We start from the raw sequence: 20,921 nt of genomic DNA, 5'->3' as shown, positions 1-20,921 counted from the left end.
ATTGTTTGTTTCCGTTATGAATTCACGTTCAGGGCGAGGGTTTGCGAGCGTTCCAGCCAAGCGCCCTGGCCATCCGGGAAAAGCTCGGCCAGTTCGACATGGGAGTCATGAATCGCCGTGATGCGTCCGTGGTCCGGGCCCAGGTAATCGCCGATTGCCAGCCGATGGACAGACGACGCTCCCCGCAGCAGGGCGAAGGTTTGGGCACCAAGGGACAAGGTCCCGACCATCTCGAACTGCTCTACGGCGAAGCCTTCGAGGATTCCCCGAGGCCTGGCCAAATCCGGTCCGGTAGCCGGTCGCCCAGCGGGCCTCACAAGCTGGCGAAAGGGTGGCTGGAAAGGATCGCGCAAGGATGCAAAATCGTAGGCAATGGGCTCCACGAAAGCAGGCGACGGCTCGCGTAGATCAACCTCGAGGCCATCGCTCGCCTGACGGTTGTGGCGATAAGTCTTCGCCACCAGGCTGAGGCGCAACAGGGAGGGATCGACATGACTGAACGCCAAGTCATGGACCGTGACAATCCTTGGCAAGCTGGCCAGGCCGCTGATGAACGCCGCCAGATCGTGAAAAGTCCCGGTCACGCCAATCTGCAGGGGCGACTCGATGTACAGGGGCCGAGGCTGGTCATCCCGAAGTTCGATGTTCTGCAGCACCAAGCCATTGGTGGCACTCAGGCGGCCAATATCCTCAAGCAGGCCGGGCACCTGGGTATCAGCAGGCAACTGCCGCAACAGGTTGGCGAAACGGCCTCGCATCGTTTCGAGTTCCCGGGCCTGGGACTCCAGGCCGGCAGACTGGCTGGTTTTCAGCGCGACCTGCTGTTCAAGCGCCACCTCCTGCGCCTCAAGCTGGCGCAGTTGCTCCCGCGTCCCGCTCACGTAGAAGGTGTTGCCCACTGCCCACAGCAGGCAAAAAAACGCGCCACCCAGTAAAGCTTTGCCCGGCAGGGGCCAGTCGAGAGCGTTTCGGCAGAACTGGGTGATATCGGATTCGGTCAGCCCTGGCAGGCCTGACGCCCCTCTCATGGGCGCACCTCATCGGAGTGACCATGGCGGACCGTCAGTTGAAAACTATTGTCGTCACCGTCCTGCCCGCCGCTAACCCGTTGAAGCCGTGGCGCCTGCATGTCACCGGCTGCCTCAAGGCCACGCATCAACTGAGCAATATCACGGTTCGATTCGGCAGTGCCGCTGATCGAAACAGATCCACCGTCAACACTCACCTCACGCAACTGCACTCCATCGGGCATGGCACGGGCCAATTGGTCCAGCAACTGAACGCTCGCCGAACGATCGTCCTGCAAGCCCTGCACAACTTTCATCCGCTCCATCAGCTGCTGACGTTGCTCATGCAGCTCGTCGATGGCCTTGATCCGCGAGTCGAGCCCGGTAACGCCCTGTTTCAGTTGGCTGTTGCGGGCCAATTGCCGATCAATCGCACGGTCGATCACCTGGTCTGCCAGCCATACCGCAGCCAGCGCCACAGTCGCCGCCCCCGCCAGGAACACCAGAAAATACTTGCGCCGCCGCTGGTTCCGTTCTGCGCGCCACGGCAGCAGGTTGATTCGTGTCATCAGTCGAAACTCCTCAGGGCCAACCCGCAGGCCACTCCCATCCCCTGGGCATCCACGGCCCATTGCGCGCCATCGACACGACGGCCCGGCGTGATGCTGTCCGAAGCCTGCCTGCCCACGCGAGCCAATGCAAATGCTTCGACATCCACTATCCGCGTTGCCAGCCCCGCCAAGGCCAAAACCGCCTCACGGGCCTCTACCTGTTCCTTGAGGCAGGCAACCAGCAGCACATCGACGCTTTGCGAGTCATGGGCCGACGGGCCCTGTACCTGAAAGTCGATGGCCACATCCTCCAGCGGATAAGGAATGTACTGGTCGGCTTCCCCGTGGATTCGCTGCACCATTTCTGCATCAGTGAGCCCGGCGTCCATCTCGAGCACACGAGTGATCACCGAAGGCCCGGCGACGGCCACGGCGGCCTGTCGGAGCGAGGTATGCACCTGTGCCAGCGCCCTGGAAAGGGCCTGTGCGACGGCATCAAAATCCACCACGCTACTGTCGACCACCGCATGGGCCGGCAACGGCTGCATGGCGTAGCCGCGGACGCTGTAGCCGTTGCCTGAAACCTCGAGTTCCACCAGCTTGACGCTGGCGTCATTGATGTCGATACCCAGGACGGCATCGGCTTTTCGCCTGAAAAATCCCTTTCTCATAAAACTCCCCAAAACTTTCCCTGTCTTACGGACTGATTGCTGCCAGGCTTCATGCATTCGGTCGGCTTGTATGAGCGGTGCGAATGACGCCCGAAGCCGAAAAATGCTTTAATGCCCAGCGTTTTTTTTCCCGCGTTTATCTGCTGGCCGGGTCGATCCACCGCTTGCCGTGCATGCCCCGACGCCTAACCCATTCTTTTCCTTGGAAATCCAAAAGCCTTGATTCGTCTGCTGAAGTTTTTCGGGTACTCCATTGTCGCGATCGTCTGCGGGCTGATGCTCGTGCTCAGCGGGGCCTATCTCTACCTTAGTCCGGGTTTGCCCTCCGTAGAGGCCTTGAGAAGTATCCAGTTGCAGATTCCTTTGCGGGTCTACAGCAGCGATGAAAAACTGATCGCGGAGTTCGGCGAAATGCGCCGTACACCGATCCGTTTCGCCGACATTCCACCCAATTTCATCAACGCCCTGCTGTCGGCCGAAGACGATAACTTCGCCAATCACTATGGCGTCGACCCAAGCAGCCTGGTGCGGGCGGCCACGCAGTTGGTAAAAAGCGGACACATTCAGTCCGGTGGCAGCACCATCACCATGCAGGTCGCGAAGAACTTCTTCCTCACCAGCGAACGCAGCTTTTCCCGTAAGGCCACGGAAATCCTCCTGGCGTTGCAGATCGAACGTCAGCTGACCAAGGACGAAATCCTTGAGCTGTACGTCAACAAGATCTACCTCGGCAACCGTGCCTACGGCATCGAGGCGGCTTCCCAGGTCTACTACGGCAAGTCGATTCGTGATGCCAGCCTGGCGCAGATGGCGATGATTGCCGGCCTGCCCAAGGCGCCTTCGCGCTTCAACCCGCTGGCCAACCCGGCGCGCAGCAAAGAGCGCCGCGACTGGATCCTGGGCCGCATGTACAAGCTGGGCAAGATCGACCAGGCCGCGTACGAAAGTGCGGTGGCCGAGCCGCTGAACGCCAGCTATCACGTACCGACCCCGGAAGTGAATGCCCCGTATATCGCCGAAATGGCCCGCGCCGAGATGGTCGGCCGCTATGGCAGCGAGGCGTACACCGAAGGTTTCCGCGTGACCACGACGATTCCGAGCAACCTGCAGGAAATCGCCAATAAATCGGTACACGAAGGCCTGATCGCCTATGACCAGCGCCACGGCTACCGCGGCCCTGAATCGCGCCTGCCGGGCAAGACCCTGAGCGCCTGGACCGTCGAGCTGGGCAAACAACGCCCGATCAGCGGCCTTGAGCCAGCCATCGTCACCCAGGTGAAGAAAGATGGCGTGCAGGTACTGACCCGCACCGGCGAAGAACATGTGTCGTGGGACAGCATGAAATGGGCCCGCCCGTTCCTGAACACCAACAGCATGGGGGCGATGCCCAAGCAGCCGTCGGACGTGGCCCAGGTCGGCGACCTGATTCGTGTGCAGCGCCAGAAGGACGACAGCCTGAAATTCAGCCAGGTGCCCGTGGCACAGGGCGCCCTGGTATCGCTTGACCCGCAGAACGGTGCAATCCGCGCCCTGGTCGGCGGGTTTGCCTTCGAGCAGAGCAACTACAACCGCGCCACCCAGGCCAAGCGCCAGCCGGGCTCGAGCTTCAAGCCGTTCATCTACAGCGCCGCCCTGGATAACGGCTACACCGCCGCCAGCCTGGTCAACGATGCGCCGATCGTGTTTGTCGACGAGTACCTGGACAAGGTCTGGCGCCCGAAGAACGACACCAACACCTTCCTCGGCCCGATCCGCGTCCGCGAGGCGCTGTACAAGTCGCGCAACCTGGTGTCGATCCGCCTGCTGCAGGCGATGGGTGTAGGCAAGACCATCGACTACATCACCCGCTTCGGTTTCAACAAGTCGGACCTGCCGCCCAACCTGTCCCTGGCACTGGGTACCGCCACGCTGACGCCGATGGAAATCGCCACCGGCTGGAGCACCTTTGCCAACGGCGGCTACAAGATCACCCCGTACCTGATCGACAAGATCGAAAGCCGTAGCGGCGAAACCCTGTTTACCGCCAACCCGCCGCGGGTACCGGGCGACGTGGTCAATGGCGTCGCCGCCACTGACGGCCAGGCAGCACCGACCAACGGCGGCATCACCATCGAGCCGACGCCAGGCGAAGCACCGGCCGCCGGCGCCCCTGCCACACCACAAGCGCCGGCGGTAGCCGAACGCGTTGTGGATGGCCGCACCACCTACATCCTCAACAGCATCCTCGAAGACGTGATCAAGAAAGGTACGGGGCGTCGCGCCCTGGCCCTGGGCCGTGCCGACATCGCCGGCAAGACCGGTACCACCAACGAATCCAAGGATGCGTGGTTCTCGGGCTACAACGGCGACTACGTGACCACCGTATGGACCGGTTACGACCAGCCGGAAAGCCTCGGTCGCCGGGAGTTCGGTGGCACTGTCGCGCTGCCGATCTGGATGAGCTACATGGGGGCTGCCTTGAAGGACAAGCCGCTGCACACCCAGCCGGAGCCGGAAGGCATACTCAGCCTGCGGATCGACCCGGTCAGCGGTCGGGCGGCAGCGCCGAGCACGCCGAATGCGTACTTCGAGCTGTTCAAGAGCGAGGACACGCCGCCGTCAGTCAACGAACTGGGCAACGGCGTTGCACCGGGCAGCCCGCTGCCGGCGGATGAGGCGGCACCGATCGACTTGTTCTAACACGCAGATCCAATGTGGGAGCGGGCTTGCCCGCGATAGCGGAGGGTCAGTCACAGCTGTGTTAACTGGCCTGCCCTCATCGCGGGCAAGCCCGGCTCCCACATTTGGATCGTCACAAGCCTTGAACTGATTAACAGGCAATAAAAAAGCCCCGACTCGCAAGAGCCGGGGCTTTTTGTTGGTGCGCTACAACGGCTTAGCCGTTGAACACATCATCCACGCTTTGCAGCGGGTAGTTCTTCGGATACGGCAGGGTGGCCACACCGGTCTCGATTGCGGCTTTGGCCACGGCATCGGAGATCAGGGTGATCAGGCGCTTGTCCATTGGTTTCGGAATGATGTACTCACGACCGAATTCCAACTTGATGCCGCCGTAGGCGTCGCACACTTCCTGAGGAACCGGCAGCTTGGCCAGTTCGCGCAGGGCGTTGGCGGCAGCCACTTTCATCTCTTCGTTGATGCGCTTGGCGCGCACGTCCAGGGCACCACGGAAGATGAACGGGAAGCCCAGTACGTTGTTGACCTGGTTCGGGTAGTCCGAACGGCCGGTGGCCATGATCACGTCATTACGGGTGGCGTGGGCCAGTTCCGGGGAGATTTCCGGATCCGGGTTGGAGCACGCGAACACGATCGGGTTGGCGGCCATGGACTTGAGGCCTTCGGCGCTCAGCAGGTTCGGGCCGGACAGGCCAACGAACACGTCTGCACCGTCAAGGGCGTCAGCCAGGGTACGCTTGGAGGACGGATGCGCGAACATCGCCTTGTACTGGTTCAGGTCGGTACGCTCGGACTGCACAACGCCCTTGCTGTCGACCATGTAGATGTTTTCCAGCTTGGCGCCCATGCTCACCAGCAACTTCATGCAGGAGATGGCCGCAGCGCCGGCGCCCAGGCAAACGATCTTGGCTTCGCCGAGGGTTTTGCCAGCGATTTCCAGGGCGTTGATCATGCCGGCCGCGGTAACGATCGCGGTGCCGTGCTGGTCATCGTGGAATACCGGGATGTCGCACTGTTCGATCAGGGCCTTTTCGATCTCGAAGCACTCAGGTGCCTTGATGTCTTCCAGGTTGATGCCACCGAATGTGATGGAGATGCGCTTTACGGTGTCGATGAAAGCCTGCGGGCTTTCGGAATCGACTTCGATGTCGAATACGTCAATGCCGGCGAAGCGCTTGAACAGTACACCTTTGCCTTCCATGACTGGCTTGGAAGCCAATGGGCCGAGGTTACCCAGGCCGAGGATCGCGGTGCCATCAGAGATCACTGCAACCAGGTTGCCTTTGCCGGTGTACTTGTAGGCCAGTTCAGGATCGCGGGCGATTTCACGTACGGGCTCGGCAACGCCAGGGCTGTAGGCCAGCGACAGGTCGCGGGCGGTGGCAGTGGCTTTGGTGAGCTCTACACTCAGCTTTCCTGGACGAGGATGGGCATGATATTCGAGAGCGGCAGTTTTCAAATCAGACATATCGGCATTCCGCTTTTACTGTTGGTCGACGGACCGCCGAGGATACGCGTGTCGCAAAGTCCCCACAAGACTGGGCAGTCACAGGTGTCAAGGGCCCTGCCCTACGACTTTTGGCCAAGAGCCACGGGATACAAGGGCTCAACTGTTCACAATCGCACTAAAAAATGTCTACAATTTTTTCTTACGGCACCCGCTGAAGCATGCCGGGATCGGTCAGTGGCAGCAGCCAGCGTGCCTGGCTATTTTCCAGGCCACCGCGCCGGGAACGGTCCAGTACCCAGCCGCGCGCCTCGATGGATTGGCCCTGCAAACCCGTCAACAGCGCACTGTTGAACGCGGCCACCCGATTGGGCGCAATGCGTAATACCACTGAGCCCTGCAACTCAATCCAGACTCCGCCGCGATTGCGTTCGATGTTGCTCACCTGGCCGCTGACCACCGCAAAGCCCGAGCGCCGGAGCTTCGCCGCATCGACCACCGGTGACTGGCGCCACAGCCCCAACCGGGCCTGCCGGGCACTGCGTTCGGCGGCTTGCTGGCAGGCCACCAGCTCCACATTCGGCGCGACGGCCACCTGGAAGCCGAAGCCTTCGGCGAGCAACTGCGCCTCCAGATTTTCGCCATTGGCGCCGTAAAGATGGGCCAGGGTGCGACCGTAACGATCCTTGCTTTCCCGTCCGGGCACCACGCCAACGCGCCCACCGCTCGCATCCACCAGGCTTTGCAGACGCTCGCGAGCGGCCACGGCGAAGGGCTCGTCAGTGCGGCCCTTCTTGCCGGTTTCCGGGGCATTGACGCCGATCATGCGCACGCTTCGGCCGTCCTTGAGGCGCACCGTGTCGCCATCCACCACCCGTTGCACGTCAAACGTAGTGACATTGCCGGGCGCCGGGCAGAATACCTCGGCCTGGGCGGGCGCCAGCCAAATCGCAGACACAAAAAAGGCGCCCGCAAGGGACGCCTTTTTCATCAGCGAGGACAAGCCATACAGGCCATCCAAGCGGACCAGCCTTACTCGGCTTTAGGAGCAGCTTTAGCGCCGAAAGCACCGAAGCGGGTCTTGAAGCGGTCAACACGGCCGCCAACATCCAGAGTCTTCTGCTTACCGGTGTAGAACGGGTGGCACTCGTTGCACACGTCGATTGGCAGAGCTTTGCCGAAAGTCGAACGGGTTTCGAACTTGTTACCGCAGCTGCAGGTAACGTCGATGGCAACATAGTTTGGATGGATATCGGCTTTCATGGTGTATTCCTCAGGCTAGCGTGCCGCCAATCAACACTATTGTTGAATACCGCACGTAATTAGGCCGCGGATTCTACCAGACCTTTTTAAACGCGCAAGAAGCACTACGGCCCCTTTCATCAGAAAAGCGCGGCATACACAAGGCCCTCTGGGAGCCGGGCTTGCCCGCGATGCAGGCGCTGCGGTGCCTCAGGTGCACCGTGTCGATACTGTCGCGGGCAAGCCCGGCTCCCACATCCACCGCTGGTCTGCTAGGCTCGCGCCCTTCTTCGCCGCCCGTCATATGAGAACCCCCGCGTGCCCGACGCCATTTTGCGCCTCGCCCTGCCCTCGCCCCTGCGCCGCCTGTTCGATTATCGGGCACCTGCCGGCGTATTGCGGTCGCAGCTGCAGCCCGGCATGCGTGTGCGCGTGCCGTTTGGCCGGCGGGAGATGATCGGCATCCTGGTGGAAGTCGTCGACCACAGCGAAGTGCCCGCCGAGAAGCTCAAGCCCGCCGTGGCCATCCTCGACGCCACGCCGCCGCTGCCACCCGCGCTGTTCAAACTGTGCCTGTGGACCTCGCAGTATTACCAGCACAGCCTCGGCGACACCCTGAGCTGGGCGCTGCCGGTGCTGTTGCGCCAGGGCGAACTGGCCGAGGCGCGCCAGGAGCGTTTCTGGTCGATAGTACCGGGGGCGCGCATGGACGACCCGCGCATCGCCCGCGCCCCGCGCCAGCGTGAAGCCCTGGCAACTCTGGCCCAGCATCCACACGGCGTGGCCCATCAGCTATTAAGCAAGCTGATGCTGAGCAAGGACAGCCTGGATTTGCTACTCGCCAAGGGCCTGGTGCAAGTGGAAATCCGCAAGCACGCCCCCGGTGAGCGCCACGAGCACTGGCTGGCCCAGCCGGAATTGCCGCTCAACCCCGAACAACGCGCCGCCTACGAGGCGATTCGCGCCGGCTTCGACAGCTTCCACGCGTTCCTGCTGGCCGGCGTCACCGGCAGCGGCAAGACCGAAGTCTATTTACAGCTGATCCGCGAAACCCTCGAAGCCGGCAAACAGGCGTTGGTGTTGATCCCCGAGATCAACCTCGGCCCGCAAACCCTGGCGCGCTTCGAACAGCGCTTCAACGCGCGCATCGCCCTGGTGCACTCGGCGGTCAACGACCGCGAGCGCCTGGAATCCTGGCTCGCCGCCCGGGACGGCGAGGCCGACATTATTATTGGTACCCGCTCGGCGCTGTTCACCCCGATGAAAAATCCCGGGTTGATCATCATCGACGAAGAACACGACGGCTCCTATAAACAGCAGGAAGGCCTGCGCTACCACGCCCGCGACCTGGCGCTGGTGCGGGCCCGCCAGGAAAACATCCCGATTGTGCTGGGTTCGGCCACGCCCTCCCTGGAAAGCCTGCACAACGCCTACACCGGGCGCTACGGCCTGCTGCGCCTGAACGAACGGGCCGGCGGCGCCAAGCAGCCACGCTTCCTGCGCCTGGACGTGAAAAGTCGCCCGCTGGACAGCGGCATTTCCGGACCGATGCAACAAGCCATCGGCCAAACCCTCGCGGCGGGCCAGCAAGTGCTGGTGTTCCTCAACCGCCGGGGTTTTGCGCCGACGCTGCTGTGCCATGACTGCGGCTGGATGTCCGAGTGCAATCGCTGCGATGCGCGAATGACCGTACACCAGCGCTCCGGCGAATTGCGCTGCCATCACTGCGGCCATGTGGAACGGGTGCCGCGTCACTGCCCGCAGTGCGGCAAAGTCGACTTGCGTCCGGTGGGCGCAGGCACCGAGCGCGCCGAGGAGCGGCTGGGCATTCTGTTCCCGGATTACCCGGTGCTGCGGGTCGACCGTGACAGCACGTCGCGCAAGGACGCGATGAACCAGCTGTTTGCCACGATTCAGAAGGGCCAGCCGTGCATTCTGGTGGGCACCCAGATGCTTGCCAAAGGGCATCACTTCCCACGGGTGACCTTGGTGTCGATCCTGGATGCTGACGGAGGACTATTCTCCGGGGATTTCCGCGCCAGCGAACGCATGGCGCAGCTGATCGTGCAGGTCGCAGGCCGCGCCGGGCGGGCTGAAGAGCCCGGCAAGGTGATCATCCAGACGCACCTGGCCGACCACCCGCTGCTGATCCAACTGACAGAACAAGGCTACTTTGCCTTCGCCGAACAGGCCTTGAGCGAACGCCGCTCGGCCGGTTTGCCACCGTTTGCGCATTTGGCGCTGCTGCGGGCCGAGGCGCACAAGCCAGGGCAGGCCGAAGGTTTCCTGGATGAAGCCTGCAGCGAGGCTGAACGTTTGCTGGGGGAACTGGGTCTGACCGGCATCGAATTGCTCGGCCCGGTGCCCGCGCCCATGGAACGCCGCGCCGGGCGTTACCGCGCCCAGCTACTCTTGCAAGCCAGTGCACGCGCCCCGCTGCATCGTTTATTAAGCAGCTGGTTACTTGCCCTGGAGCAAATGCCCAGCGGGCGACAAGTGAGATGGTCGCTGGACGTAGACCCGGTAGATTTGTACTAACCCCCTGTGGCGAGGGAGCTTGCTCCCGCTGGGCTGCGTAGCCGCCCCAAAAAAGCCGGGAGCGCTACGCACTCCAGCGGGAGCAAGCTCCCTCGGCACAGCAAGCTTCCTCGCCACAGGTTAATCGTCCGTCAAGGTCCGGCGAAGGTTGGCAAGCCCGCCCTCGCCACGGATAATGCCCAGTTTTTCCACCTGCGCATCGCGCGCCACCGCTTGCGGTCGAAAGAGAACACCATGAAAGACACCATTCGCCAGCTGATCCAACAAGCCCTCACCCAACTCGTCAACGAAGGTGTGTTGCCTGAAGGCCTGACGCCGGCGATCCAGGTGGAAAATACCCGTGACAAGACTCACGGTGATTTCGCCAGCAACATCGCGATGATGCTGGCCAAGCCGGCCGGCCTGAAGCCACGCGACCTGGCGGAAAAAATCATCGCCGCGCTGCCGACCGACCCACAGGTGACCAAGGCTGAAATCGCCGGCCCGGGCTTTATCAACTTCTTCCAGAACACCCAGGCCCTGGCTTCGCGCCTGGACGCCGCCCTGACGGATGCCAAGATCGGCGTACGCAAGGCCGGCCCGGCACAGCGCGTGGCCATTGACCTGTCGGCGCCGAACCTGGCCAAGGAAATGCACGTGGGCCACCTGCGCTCCACCATCATTGGCGACGGCGTGGCACGGGTCCTGGAATTCCTCGGCGACGACGTAATCCGCCAGAACCACGTGGGCGACTGGGGCACCCAGTTCGGCATGTTGATGGCGTACCTGCAGGAAAACCCGATCACCAGCAACGAGCTGTCGGACCTGGAGAACTTCTACCGCGCCGCCAAGAAGCGTTTCGACGAATCCGAAGAATTCGCCGACCGCGCCCGTGGCCTGGTGGTCAAGCTGCAAGCCGGCGATGCCGAATGCCTGGAGCTGTGGGGCCGCTTCCGCGAGATCTCCCTGTCTCACTGCCAGGAAATCTACGAGCTGCTCAACGTCAAATTGACCATGGCCGATGTGATGGGCGAAAGCGCCTACAACGACGACCTGATCAACGTGGTCAACGACCTCAAGGCCAAGGGCCTGCTGGTTGAGAGCAACGGCGCCCAGTGCGTGTTCCTCGAAGAATTCAAGACCGCCGACGGCGACCCGCTGCCGGTGATCATCGTCAAGGCCGATGGCGGCTACCTCTACGCCACCACCGACCTGGCCGCCGTGCGCTACCGCAGCGGCGTGCTGAAAGCCGACCGCGCCCTGTATTTCGTTGACCAGCGCCAGGCCCTGCACTTCCAGCAGGTGTTCGAAGTGGCGCGCCGCGCCGGTTTCGTGACGCACCCGATGCAGATGGAACACATGGGCTTCGGCACCATGAACGGCGCTGATGGCCGCCCGTTCAAGACCCGTGACGGCGGCACCGTGAAGCTGATCGACCTGCTGAACGAAGCCCAGGACCGCGCCTACAACCTGGTGAAGGAAAAGAACCCGGAGCTGGCCGAAGCCGACCTGCGCAACATCGCCCGCGTGGTGGGGATTGGCGCGGTGAAATACGCCGACCTGTCCAAGCACCGTACCAGCGACTACAGCTTCAACTTCGAGCTGATGCTCAACTTCGAAGGCAACACCGCGCCGTACCTGCTGTATGCCTACACTCGGGTGGCCGGTGTGTTCCGCAAGCTGGGCAAGGACTTCAGTGAAGTCGAAGGCCAGATCAACCTTGAAGCGCCGCACGAGCAGGAACTGGCGGCCAAGCTGGCGCAATTCGGCGAAGTGCTGAACAGCGTTGGCGAGAAAGGCACGCCGCACATCCTCTGCACCTATTTGTACGAAGTCGCCGGTTTGTTCTCCAGCTTCTACGAGAACTGCCCGATCCTGACCGCAGACGACGAAGCCCAAAAGCAGAGCCGCCTGCGCCTCGCCGCACTGGCAGGACGGACCCTCAAGCAAGGCCTGGAATTGTTGGGCCTGGAAACTCTGGAGCGTATGTAAGTTGGCTGCCAAGAAAAAACCTGCACCCAAGCGCGGCGCCAGCCGCTACCAGGCACCTGCGAAGAAACCTATTCCGGGCTGGTTGTGGATGGCGATCGGCCTGACGGTCGGCGCGTTTGTCGTGTTCCTGATGAAGCTGGATCCGGGCAAGGGCGATGACGTCAAACGGGTCAAGCAAGAGCAGCAGAGGGCCACGAAAATGGCCGAGGCGAACAAGACCGTCCCGAGCCCCACTGCGCCGGTGAAGCCGAAATACGACTTCTACACGTTGCTGCCGGAATCGGAAGTGATCGTGCCGCCGGATGCCGTGCCGGAGAAAACCCTGCCGACGCCGCAGCCGGTGCCGACTACACCGGTAACACCGGCGGAAGCGGCGAAAATCGACACTGCGCGGGCCCAGGCGGCATTGGCCGGGATCACCCCGCCGCCACCGCCGCCGGTTGCCACCACCAAGGCCGCGCCGGTGACCAAGTTCTTCCTGCAGGCGGGCTCGTTCCCGAAACAGGCGGATGCGGACCGCGTGCGTGCGCAGATCATTCTGCTGGGGCAGGCGGTGACGGTGGAGTCCGGGACGGTTAAGGATGCGACCTGGTATCGCGTGCTGGTAGGGCCGTTCAGCAACCGTGAACAGCTGACCGTGGCGCAGAAACAACTGGCGGGTGCAGGGTTTAGCAACCTGTTGTTACAACAACGCCAAAGCCGCTGATCGACCCCGACTCCGGGGTCACAGCAGATCAAATGTGGGAGCCGGGCTTGCCCGCGATGGCGGTGGAACAGTCAATATTTTCGGTGACTGACCCACCGCCATCGCGGGCAAGCCCGGCTCCCACATTGGTTTTCATTGTATTTAAAACCTCGGTACACACAGATTCACCACTCGTCCGCCCTCCCGTCCTACAGTTGAAATCCCCCCCGCCACCCCCATATGAGTTCCATCAGGGCATTTTCGCCCCGCAGCGTGGAGACTCTCCCCTTGACCACCATCGTTTCAGTTCGCCGCCACGGCAAAGTCGTCATGGGCGGCGACGGCCAGGTTTCACTTGGCAATACCGTGATGAAAGGCAACGCGAAAAAAGTCCGTCGCCTGTACCACGGCCAGGTCCTCGCCGGTTTCGCCGGCGCCACCGCTGACGCCTTTACCCTGTTCGAGCGCTTTGAAGGCCAACTTGAGAAACACCAGGGCCACCTGGTCCGTGCCGCCGTCGAGCTCGCCAAAGAATGGCGCACCGACCGCTCCCTCAGCCGCCTGGAAGCCATGCTGGCCGTCGCCAACAAAGACGCCTCCCTGATCATCACCGGCAACGGCGACGTGGTTGAACCCGAAGAAGGCCTGATCGCCATGGGTTCGGGCGGCGGTTACGCCCAGGCCGCTGCCAGCGCCCTGCTGAAGAAAACCGACCTGTCGGCCCGGGAAATCGTCGAGACGGCCCTGGGTATCGCTGGCGACATCTGTGTCTTCACCAACCACAACCTGACCATTGAGGAGCAGGACCTCGCCGAGTAAGCCGCAGGCTTATTCCCGCTTGAGGACCGCCAATTACTATGTCCATGACTCCCCGCGAAATCGTCCATGAACTCAATCGCCATATCATCGGCCAGGACGATGCCAAGCGCGCCGTTGCCATTGCCCTGCGTAACCGCTGGCGCCGGATGCAACTGCCCGAAGAATTGCGTGTTGAAGTAACCCCCAAGAATATCCTGATGATCGGCCCGACCGGTGTCGGTAAAACCGAGATCGCCCGGCGCCTGGCCAAACTGGCCAACGCTCCGTTCATCAAGGTCGAAGCCACCAAGTTCACCGAAGTGGGCTATGTGGGCCGTGACGTCGAGTCGATCATTCGTGACCTGGCCGACGCCGCCCTGAAGCTGCTGCGCGAACAGGAAATGACCAAGGTCAGCCATCGCGCCGAAGACGCCGCCGAAGAGCGCATCCTCGACGCCCTGCTGCCACCGGCACGCATGGGTTTCAACGAAGACGCCGCGCCGAGCTCGGATTCCAACACCCGCCAGCTGTTCCGCAAGCGCCTGCGTGAAGGCCAGCTGGACGATAAGGAAATCGAGATCGAAGTTGCAGAAGTGTCTGGCGTCGATATCTCCGCACCGCCTGGCATGGAAGAAATGACCAGCCAGTTGCAGAACCTGTTCGCCAACATGGGCAAGGGCAAGAAGAAAAGCCGCAAGCTCAAGGTGAAGGAAGCACTGAAACTGGTGCGTGACGAAGAAGCCGGGCGCCTGGTGAATGAGGAAGAACTCAAGGCCAAGGCCCTGGAGGCGGTCGAGCAGCACGGCATCGTGTTTATCGACGAGATCGACAAGGTGGCCAAGCGCGGTAACTCCGGTGGCGTCGACGTATCCCGCGAAGGCGTGCAGCGCGACCTGCTGCCGCTGATCGAAGGCTGCACCGTCAACACCAAGCTGGGCATGGTCAAGACCGACCACATCCTGTTTATCGCTTCCGGTGCGTTCCACCTGAGCAAGCCAAGCGACCTGGTGCCGGAGCTGCAAGGCCGCCTGCCGATTCGCGTTGAGCTGAAAGCGCTGACACCGGGTGACTTCGAACGCATCCTCAGTGAGCCCCATGCGTCGCTGACCGAGCAATACCGCGAACTGCTGAAAACCGAAGGCCTGGGGATTGAGTTCCTGCCGGACGGTATCAAGCGTTTGGCCGAGATCGCCTGGCAGGTCAACGAGAAGACCGAGAACATCGGTGCCCGTCGTTTGCACACCTTGCTTGAGCGGTTGCTGGAGGAAGTGTCCTTCAGTGCCGGCGACATGGCGGGCGCGCAGAATGGCGAGGCGATCAAGATCGACGCCGACTACGTCAACAGCCACTTGGGCGAATTGGCGCAGAACGAAGATCTGTCTCGTTATATCCTGTAAGCCACATATAGAACCGGCCTGCCTAGCAGCCTGGCTTGTGTGGGAGCTGGCTTGCCTGCGATAGCCTCACCTCGGTGCAACTGATACACCGAGGCGCTGCCATCGCGGGCAAGCCCGGCTCCCACAGAGACCAGGCTCCTGCACGATGCCGGTTCCTTCAGGATCATCTCTGAGCGGTTCCCCAAATGACCAAACTGCCTACCGCCATCAACCTGCACAAAGCCTCCAAGACCCTGGGCCTTACCTACGGTCCTGACGAGGTCTATCAATTGCCCGCCGAATTCCTTCGCGTGCACTCCCCCTCCGCCGAGGTCCAGGGCCACGGCAAACCGATCCTGCAATTCGGCAAGCTCAACGTCGGTTTGACCAAGATCGAACCCGCCGGCCAATACGCACTGAAATTGACCTTCGATGACGGTCATGACAGCGGATTGTTCACCTGGGACTACCTCTATCAACTTGCCGTGCGTCAGGACGCGCTGTGGGCTGACTATCTGGCCGAGCTGAAAGCCGCCGGAAAAACCCGCGACCCGAGCCAGTCGGTCGTACGGCTGATGCTCTAGCTCAGGCCTCTTGCTCATTAGTGGGCATTTTCTAATTCCATCTGCTTGAATGCCCCTCTGTCGTGGCCAACGATTGGCCCGCTTGCGAAAAAAATTAAACTCGGGTAACCAATGGAACTGGCAAGTTCCCTGCATTTGACGATGCGGTATTAACGGTCACCCGAGCAGTAGTACCAGGCTGTGCTGTGTGGCAAGTAGTGGTACACAGCGGTACCCGGTACTCGTCTGTCGGACAATGGAGCGTCGTAGATGAGTAACAAGAACAACGATGACTTGAAACGCCAAGCCTCGGAAAACACCCTGGGGCTGAACCCGATCATCGCGTTACGGAAAAAGGATTTACTGGCATCCGCTCGGATGGTGCTGACCCAAGCCATCAAACAACCGTTGCACAGCGTCAAGCACGTCGCCCATTTTGGCGTCGAATTGAAGAACGTGGTGTTCGGCAAATCACAGCTGACACCCGAGGCCGACGACCGCCGCTTCAACGACCCGGCGTGGACCCAGAACCCGCTCTACAAACGTTACCTGCAAACCTACCTGGCGTGGCGCAAGGAGCTGCACGACTGGATCGGTGACAGCAACCTGTCGGAGCACGACATCAGCCGCGGCCACTTCGTCATCAACCTGATGACCGAAGCCATGGCGCCCACCAACAGCGCGGCCAACCCGGCGGCGGTCAAACGCTTCTTTGAAACCGGCGGCAAGAGCCTGCTGGACGGCCTGTCCCACCTGGCCAAGGACATGGTGCACAACGGCGGCATGCCGAGCCAGGTCAACATGGGCGCCTTTGAAGTGGGCAAGAGCCTGGGCACCACCGAAGGCGCCGTGGTGTTTCGCAACGATGTGCTGGAGCTGATCCAGTACCGGCCGATCACCGAGCAGGTGCACGAACGCCCGCTGCTGGTGGTGCCGCCGCAGATCAACAAGTTCTATGTATTCGACCTGAGCCCGGACAAGAGCCTGGCGCGCTTCTGCCTGCGCAATAACCAGCAGACGTTTATCGTCAGCTGGCGCAACCCGACCAAGGCCCAGCGTGAGTGGGGCCTGTCGACCTACATCGAGGCGCTGAAAGAAGCGGTCGATGTGGTGAGTGCGATCACTGGCAGCAAAGACATCAACATGCTTGGCGCCTGCTCCGGCGGCATCACCTGCACCGCCCTGCTGGGCCACTACGCGGCGCTGGGCGAGAAGAAGGTCAACGCCCTGACCCTGCTGGTGAGCGTGCTGGACACCACCCTGGACACCCAGGTGGCGCTGTTCGTCGACGAGCAGACCCTGGAAGCGGCCAAGCGCCATTCCTACCAGGCCGGCGTGCTGGAAGGCCGCGACATGGCCAAGGTATTTGCCTGGATGCGCCCCAATGACCTGATCTGGAATTACTGGGTCAACAACTACCTGCTGGGCAACGAGCCGCCGGTATTCGACATCCTGTTCTGGAACAACGACACCACCCGCTTGCCGGCTGCGTTCCATGGCGACCTGATCGAGCTGTTCAAGAACAACCCATTGGTACGTGCCAACGCCCTCGAAGTGTGCGGCACGCCGATCGACCTGAAGCAGGTCACCGCCGATATCTATTCGTTGGCCGGCACCAACGACCACATCACACCGTGGCAGTCCTGCTACAAGTCGGCGCAACTGTTTGGCGGCAAGGTCGAGTTTGTGCTGTCCAGCAGCGGGCATATCCAGAGCATCCTGAACCCGCCGGGCAACCCCAAGTCGCGCTACCAGACCAGCGACACGATGCCGGGCAAGGCCCTGGACTGGCAGGAGAACGCCACCAAGCACACCGATTCGTGGTGGCTGCATTGGCAGGCGTGGCAGGCGGAGCGGTCGGGCAAGTTGAAGAAGGCGCCAACGGCGCTGGGTAATAAAGCGTACGCAGCGGCTGAAGCGGCGCCGGGCACATACGTTCACGAAAGGTAGGCTGGAATGGGATCAAATGTGGGAGCTGGCTTGCCTGCGATGGCATCAACTCGGTATGCCTGATACACCGCAGCGTCTGCATCGCAGGCAAGCCAGCTCCCACATTGACCGTGTTCCCGCAGGGAAATAGCGCCATTTTGCAGGGTAAGCCCATGCCGCAACCGTTCATCTTCCGTACCATCGACCTGGATGGCCAAACCATCCGCACGGCGGTACGCCCGGGCAAGCCTCACTTGACGCCGCTGCTGATTTTCAACGGCATCGGCGCCAACCTTGAGCTGGTGTTTCCGTTCGTCCAGGCCCTGGACCCGGACCTGGAAGTGATTGCCTTTGATGTGCCAGGCGTCGGCGGTTCGTCGACCCCCAGCCGGCCTTATCGCTTTCCCGGCCTGGCCAAGCTCACCGCACGCATGCTCGATTACCTGGACTATGGCCAGGTCAACGCGGTGGGCGTTTCCTGGGGCGGGGCGCTGGCGCAGCAGTTCGCGTATGACTACCCGGAGCGCTGCAAGAAACTGATCCTCGCCGCCACCGCTGCCGGCGCCTTCATGGTGCCGGGCAAACCGAAAGTCTTGTGGTTGATGGCCAGCCCCCGGCGTTATATACAACCGTCCCATGTGGTGCGCATTGCACCGATGATCTACGGCGGCTCCTTCCGTCGGGATTCCAAGTTGGCCGCCGAACACGCGAGCAAAGTGCGTTCGGCGGGCAAGCTGGGCTACTACTGGCAACTGTTCGCCGGGCTTGGCTGGACCAGCATCCACTGGCTGCACAAGATCAAGCAGCCGACCCTGGTGCTGGCCGGCGACGACGACCCGCTGATCCCGCTGATCAACATGCGCATGCTGGCCTGGCGTATTCCCAACGCCCAACTGCACATCATCGACGACGGCCATCTGTTCCTGATTACCCGGGCCGAGGCCGTGGCGCCGATCATCATGAAATTTCTCCAGGAGGAACGCCTGAGGGCGGTGATTCACCCGCAACCTGCGCTTTAGACGGCGGCGGTCAGGACGACCGCGCCGCGCAACTTGGCCAGAACCGACTATGGTTCTGAATTGGCGTGCTTGTTGATGGCTTGACGAAGGAGTGTTGGCGCATGCGAGAAAGACCCGTATCGAACCCGGTGCCCACACCCGCCGCGTTCATCAATATTGAAAGTGCGATCACCGGCCTGCGCGGCAGGGATTTGCTCTCGACCCTGCGCAGCGTGGCCGCACACGGCTTGCGCAACCCGGTGCACACCGCCCGCCACGCCCTGAAGTTGGGCGGGCAATTGGGCCGCGTGCTGCTCGGGGAAACGGTGCACGAGCCGAACCCGGCCGACAACCGCTTCGCCGACCCGACCTGGCAACTCAACCCCTTTTATCGGCGCAGCCTGCAAGCCTACTTGAGCTGGCAGAAGCAGACCCGTCACTGGATCGACGACAGTCACCTGAGCGCCGACGACCGGGCACGGGCGCACTTTGCCTTTTCCCTGCTCAACGATGCGGTGTCGCCGTCAAACAGCCTGCTCAACCCACTGGCGATCAAGGAACTGCTCAATTCCGGCGGCAACAGCGTGGTGCGTGGCGTCAGCAACCTGTTCGACGACCTGCTGCACAACAACGGCTTGCCGAAGCAGGTCACCAAGCAGGCCTTTGAAGTCGGCAAGACGCTGGCTACCACGCCCGGTTCGGTGGTGTTTCGCAACGAACTGCTGGAGCTGATCCAGTACAAGCCCATGAGCGAAAAACAGTACGCCAAGCCGCTGCTGATCGTGCCGCCGCAAATCAACAAGTACTACATTTTCGACTTGAGCCCGAACAACAGCTTCGTCCAGTTCACCCTGAAAAATGGCCTGCAGGTGTTTATGGTCAGCTGGCGCAACCCGGATGTACGCCACCGCGAATGGGGTTTGTCCACCTACGTCGCCGCTCTGGAAGAAGCAGTGAACGTGACCCGCGCAATCACCGGCGCCCGTGAGGTCAACCTGATGGGCGCCTGCGCCGGGGGCCTGACCATCGCCGCGCTGCAAGGCCATCTACAGGCCAAACGCCAGCTGCGCCGCATCTCCAGCGCCAGCTACCTGGTGAGCCTGTTGGACAGCCAGATCGACAGCCCCGCCACCCTGTTCGCCGACGAACAAACCCTGGAAGCCGCCAAGCGCCGCTCCTATCAACAAGGCGTGCTCGATGGCCGCGACATGGCCAAGGTGTTCGCCTGGATGCGTCCCAACGACCTGATCTGGAATTACTGGATCAACAATTACCTGCTGGGCAAGGAACCGCCGGCCTTCGACATCCTGTACTGGAACAACGACAACACCCGCCTGCCCGCCGCGCTGCATGGCGACTTGCTGGACTTCTTCAAGCACAACCCGCTGAGCCATCCCGGTGGCCTGGAGGTCTGCGGCACACCCATCGACTTGCAGAAGGTCACGGTGGACAGCTTCAGCGTGGGCGGCATCAACGACCACATCACGCCATGGGATGCGGTCTACCGCTCCACCCAACTGCTGGGCGGCGACAAGCGCTTCATTCTGTCCAACAGCGGGCATATCCAGAGCATCCTCAACCCACCGGGCAACCCCAAGGCCAACTACGTCGAGAACCTCAAGCTGAGCAGCGACCCGCGCGCGTGGTACTACGACGCCGATCATGTCGAGGGCAGTTGGTGGCCCAATTGGCTGGCGTGGATCCAGCAGCGCTCCGGTGTGCAGCGCGAAACCCTGACCGCCCTGGGCAACCAGAATTACCCACCGATGGAAGCGGCGCCGGGCACCTATGTGCGGGTCCGCTGAGCCCAACGAAGACCTTAAGAAGACTGGATGAAGACCCGCGACCGTATCCTTGAATGTGCCTTGCAGTTGTTCAACCTCAAGGGCGAGCCGAACGTGTCGACCATGGAGGTTGCGAATGAAATGGGGATCAGCCCCGGCAATCTCTATTACCACTTCCATGGCAAGGAGCCGCTGGTGCTCGGGCTGTTCGAGCGCTTCCAGGCCGAACTGGCGCCGTTGCTCGACCCGCCTGACGACGCGCAACTGGCGGCCGAGGATTACTGGCTATTCCTGCACCTGATCGTGGAGCGTATGGCCCACTACCGGTTTCTGTTCCAGGACTTGTCGAACCTGGCGGGGCGCTTGCCGAAACTGGCCAAGGGCATTCGCAACCTGCTGACGGCGCTCAAGCGCACGCTGGCCTCGTTGCTGGCCCGACTCAAGACGGATGGGCAATTGGTCAGTGACACCCAGGCGCTGGGGCAGTTGGTGGAACAGATCACCATGACCCTGCTGTTTTCCCTGGATTACCAACGGATCCTCGACCGTGCAGGTGAGGTGCGGGTGGTGGTGTACCAGATCATGATGCTGGTGGCCCCGCATCTGTTGATGCCGGCGAGGCTGGCGACGGAGCGGTTGGCGCTCAGGTACCTGGACGACGCAAATATCTGAAACGACACCGGCC

At 61.9% G+C, this 20,921-nt stretch carries 17 protein-coding genes; 11 read left to right on the top strand and 6 right to left on the bottom strand.

From position 1 onward, the window contains the following. Positions 1-14 precede the first annotated feature (14 nt). The 3 genes from LIY45_RS14825 to pilM are packed head-to-tail and all read right to left on the bottom strand — an operon-like array spanning position 15 to position 2,229. Positions 15-1,028 carry a pilus assembly protein PilP gene (locus LIY45_RS14825; RefSeq protein ID WP_226476762.1) on the bottom strand — a complete coding sequence of 338 codons (1,014 nt, stop codon included), beginning with the start codon at positions 1,026-1,028 and terminating at the stop codon, positions 15-17. Continuing rightward, complete coding sequence (locus LIY45_RS14820; RefSeq protein ID WP_226476761.1) at positions 1,025-1,576, bottom strand: PilN domain-containing protein; 552 nt, start codon at positions 1,574-1,576, stop codon at positions 1,025-1,027. Before LIY45_RS14820 ends, LIY45_RS14825 begins: the two co-directional genes overlap by 4 nt. After that, positions 1,576-2,229, bottom strand: a complete 654-nt coding sequence (pilM, locus tag LIY45_RS14815; protein WP_226476760.1) for a type IV pilus assembly protein PilM — start codon at positions 2,227-2,229, stop codon at positions 1,576-1,578. The genes LIY45_RS14820 and pilM overlap by 1 nt, the downstream gene beginning before the upstream one ends. Positions 2,230-2,448: 219 nt before the next feature. Between pilM and LIY45_RS14810 the strand changes: the two genes are divergently transcribed. After that, positions 2,449-4,908: a penicillin-binding protein 1A gene (locus LIY45_RS14810; RefSeq protein ID WP_226476759.1), complete on the top strand. Its 2,460-nt coding sequence runs from the start codon at positions 2,449-2,451 to the stop codon at positions 4,906-4,908. Positions 4,909-5,104: 196 nt separating this feature from the next. Here the strand turns inward: LIY45_RS14810 and LIY45_RS14805 are convergent, their stop codons facing one another. The 3 genes from LIY45_RS14805 to rpmE all read right to left on the bottom strand — a co-directional run bounded on the left by LIY45_RS14805 (position 5,105) and on the right by rpmE (position 7,615). Beyond that, entirely contained in the window at positions 5,105-6,373 is a 1,269-nt protein-coding gene (locus LIY45_RS14805) for a malic enzyme-like NAD(P)-binding protein (protein ID WP_102367939.1), read from the bottom strand. A 181-nt stretch (positions 6,374-6,554) separates the two neighbouring features. Then, positions 6,555-7,343, bottom strand: a complete 789-nt coding sequence (locus tag LIY45_RS14800; RefSeq protein ID WP_226476770.1) for a thermonuclease family protein — start codon at positions 7,341-7,343, stop codon at positions 6,555-6,557. 41 nt (positions 7,344-7,384) lie between these two features. Further along, the gene (gene rpmE, locus LIY45_RS14795; protein ID WP_003209330.1) at positions 7,385-7,615 is read right to left on the bottom strand and encodes a 50S ribosomal protein L31; all 231 of its coding nucleotides are present in this window, start codon (positions 7,613-7,615) and stop codon (positions 7,385-7,387) included. Between the two features lie 297 nt (positions 7,616-7,912). On the opposite strand from rpmE, the gene LIY45_RS14790 reads away from it, so the two are divergent. The 10 genes from LIY45_RS14790 to LIY45_RS14745 all read left to right on the top strand — a co-directional run bounded on the left by LIY45_RS14790 (position 7,913) and on the right by LIY45_RS14745 (position 20,908). Beyond that, positions 7,913-10,132, top strand: coding sequence for a primosomal protein N' (locus LIY45_RS14790; protein ID WP_226476758.1), 2,220 nt, complete (start codon positions 7,913-7,915; stop codon positions 10,130-10,132). 234 nt (positions 10,133-10,366) lie between these two features. After that, a complete protein-coding gene (gene argS, locus LIY45_RS14785; RefSeq protein WP_226476757.1) occupies positions 10,367-12,103 on the top strand; it encodes an arginine--tRNA ligase in 1,737 nt (578 codons plus the stop codon). A gap of 1 nt (position 12,104) precedes the next feature. Then, on the top strand, positions 12,105-12,809 hold the full coding sequence (locus LIY45_RS14780; protein WP_017478234.1) for an SPOR domain-containing protein: 705 nt from the start codon (positions 12,105-12,107) through the stop codon (positions 12,807-12,809). Between the two features lie 267 nt (positions 12,810-13,076). Beyond that, entirely contained in the window at positions 13,077-13,607 is a 531-nt protein-coding gene (gene hslV, locus LIY45_RS14775) for an ATP-dependent protease subunit HslV (RefSeq protein ID WP_003209323.1), read from the top strand. 38 nt (positions 13,608-13,645) lie between these two features. Beyond that, complete coding sequence (hslU, locus tag LIY45_RS14770) at positions 13,646-14,983, top strand: ATP-dependent protease ATPase subunit HslU (RefSeq protein WP_008439258.1); 1,338 nt, start codon at positions 13,646-13,648, stop codon at positions 14,981-14,983. 185 nt (positions 14,984-15,168) lie between these two features. Further along, positions 15,169-15,546 carry a DUF971 domain-containing protein gene (locus tag LIY45_RS14765; RefSeq protein ID WP_017478232.1) on the top strand — a complete coding sequence of 126 codons (378 nt, stop codon included), beginning with the start codon at positions 15,169-15,171 and terminating at the stop codon, positions 15,544-15,546. Between the two features lie 249 nt (positions 15,547-15,795). After that, positions 15,796-17,475, top strand: a complete 1,680-nt coding sequence (gene phaC, locus LIY45_RS14760) for a class II poly(R)-hydroxyalkanoic acid synthase (protein WP_017478231.1) — start codon at positions 15,796-15,798, stop codon at positions 17,473-17,475. 152 nt (positions 17,476-17,627) lie between these two features. Further along, the gene (phaZ, locus tag LIY45_RS14755) at positions 17,628-18,473 is read left to right on the top strand and encodes a poly(3-hydroxyalkanoate) depolymerase (RefSeq protein ID WP_017478230.1); all 846 of its coding nucleotides are present in this window, start codon (positions 17,628-17,630) and stop codon (positions 18,471-18,473) included. Positions 18,474-18,574: 101 nt separating this feature from the next. Beyond that, on the top strand, positions 18,575-20,257 hold the full coding sequence (gene phaC, locus LIY45_RS14750) for a class II poly(R)-hydroxyalkanoic acid synthase (protein ID WP_226476756.1): 1,683 nt from the start codon (positions 18,575-18,577) through the stop codon (positions 20,255-20,257). Between the two features lie 27 nt (positions 20,258-20,284). After that, on the top strand, positions 20,285-20,908 hold the full coding sequence (locus LIY45_RS14745; RefSeq protein WP_226476755.1) for a TetR/AcrR family transcriptional regulator: 624 nt from the start codon (positions 20,285-20,287) through the stop codon (positions 20,906-20,908). Positions 20,909-20,921 lie beyond the last annotated feature (13 nt).

Source organism: Pseudomonas sp. MWU16-30323, assembly GCF_020515595.1.
Taxonomy (GTDB): domain Bacteria; phylum Pseudomonadota; class Gammaproteobacteria; order Pseudomonadales; family Pseudomonadaceae; genus Aquipseudomonas; species Aquipseudomonas yamanorum.
This window is presented reverse-complemented; position numbering and strand designations above follow the sequence as displayed.

Bases quoted from the DNA above. Each gene is read 5' to 3' on its own strand.
- LIY45_RS14825 (WP_226476762.1), bottom strand. From the start codon at position 1,028: ATGAGAGGGGCGTCAGGCCTGCCAGGGCTGACCGAATCCGATATCACC.
- LIY45_RS14820 (WP_226476761.1), bottom strand. From the start codon at position 1,576: ATGACACGAATCAACCTGCTGCCGTGGCGCGCAGAACGGAACCAGCGG.
- pilM (WP_226476760.1), bottom strand. From the start codon at position 2,229: ATGAGAAAGGGATTTTTCAGGCGAAAAGCCGATGCCGTCCTGGGTATC.
- LIY45_RS14805 (WP_102367939.1), bottom strand. From the start codon at position 6,373: ATGTCTGATTTGAAAACTGCCGCTCTCGAATATCATGCCCATCCTCGT.
- LIY45_RS14800 (WP_226476770.1), bottom strand. From the start codon at position 7,343: ATGAAAAAGGCGTCCCTTGCGGGCGCCTTTTTTGTGTCTGCGATTTGG.
- rpmE (WP_003209330.1), bottom strand. From the start codon at position 7,615: ATGAAAGCCGATATCCATCCAAACTATGTTGCCATCGACGTTACCTGC.
- argS (WP_226476757.1), top strand. From the start codon at position 10,367: ATGAAAGACACCATTCGCCAGCTGATCCAACAAGCCCTCACCCAACTC.
- hslU (WP_008439258.1), top strand. From the start codon at position 13,646: ATGTCCATGACTCCCCGCGAAATCGTCCATGAACTCAATCGCCATATC.
- LIY45_RS14765 (WP_017478232.1), top strand. From the start codon at position 15,169: ATGACCAAACTGCCTACCGCCATCAACCTGCACAAAGCCTCCAAGACC.
- phaC (WP_017478231.1), top strand. From the start codon at position 15,796: ATGAGTAACAAGAACAACGATGACTTGAAACGCCAAGCCTCGGAAAAC.
- phaZ (WP_017478230.1), top strand. From the start codon at position 17,628: ATGCCGCAACCGTTCATCTTCCGTACCATCGACCTGGATGGCCAAACC.
- phaC (WP_226476756.1), top strand. From the start codon at position 18,575: ATGCGAGAAAGACCCGTATCGAACCCGGTGCCCACACCCGCCGCGTTC.
- LIY45_RS14745 (WP_226476755.1), top strand. From the start codon at position 20,285: ATGAAGACCCGCGACCGTATCCTTGAATGTGCCTTGCAGTTGTTCAAC.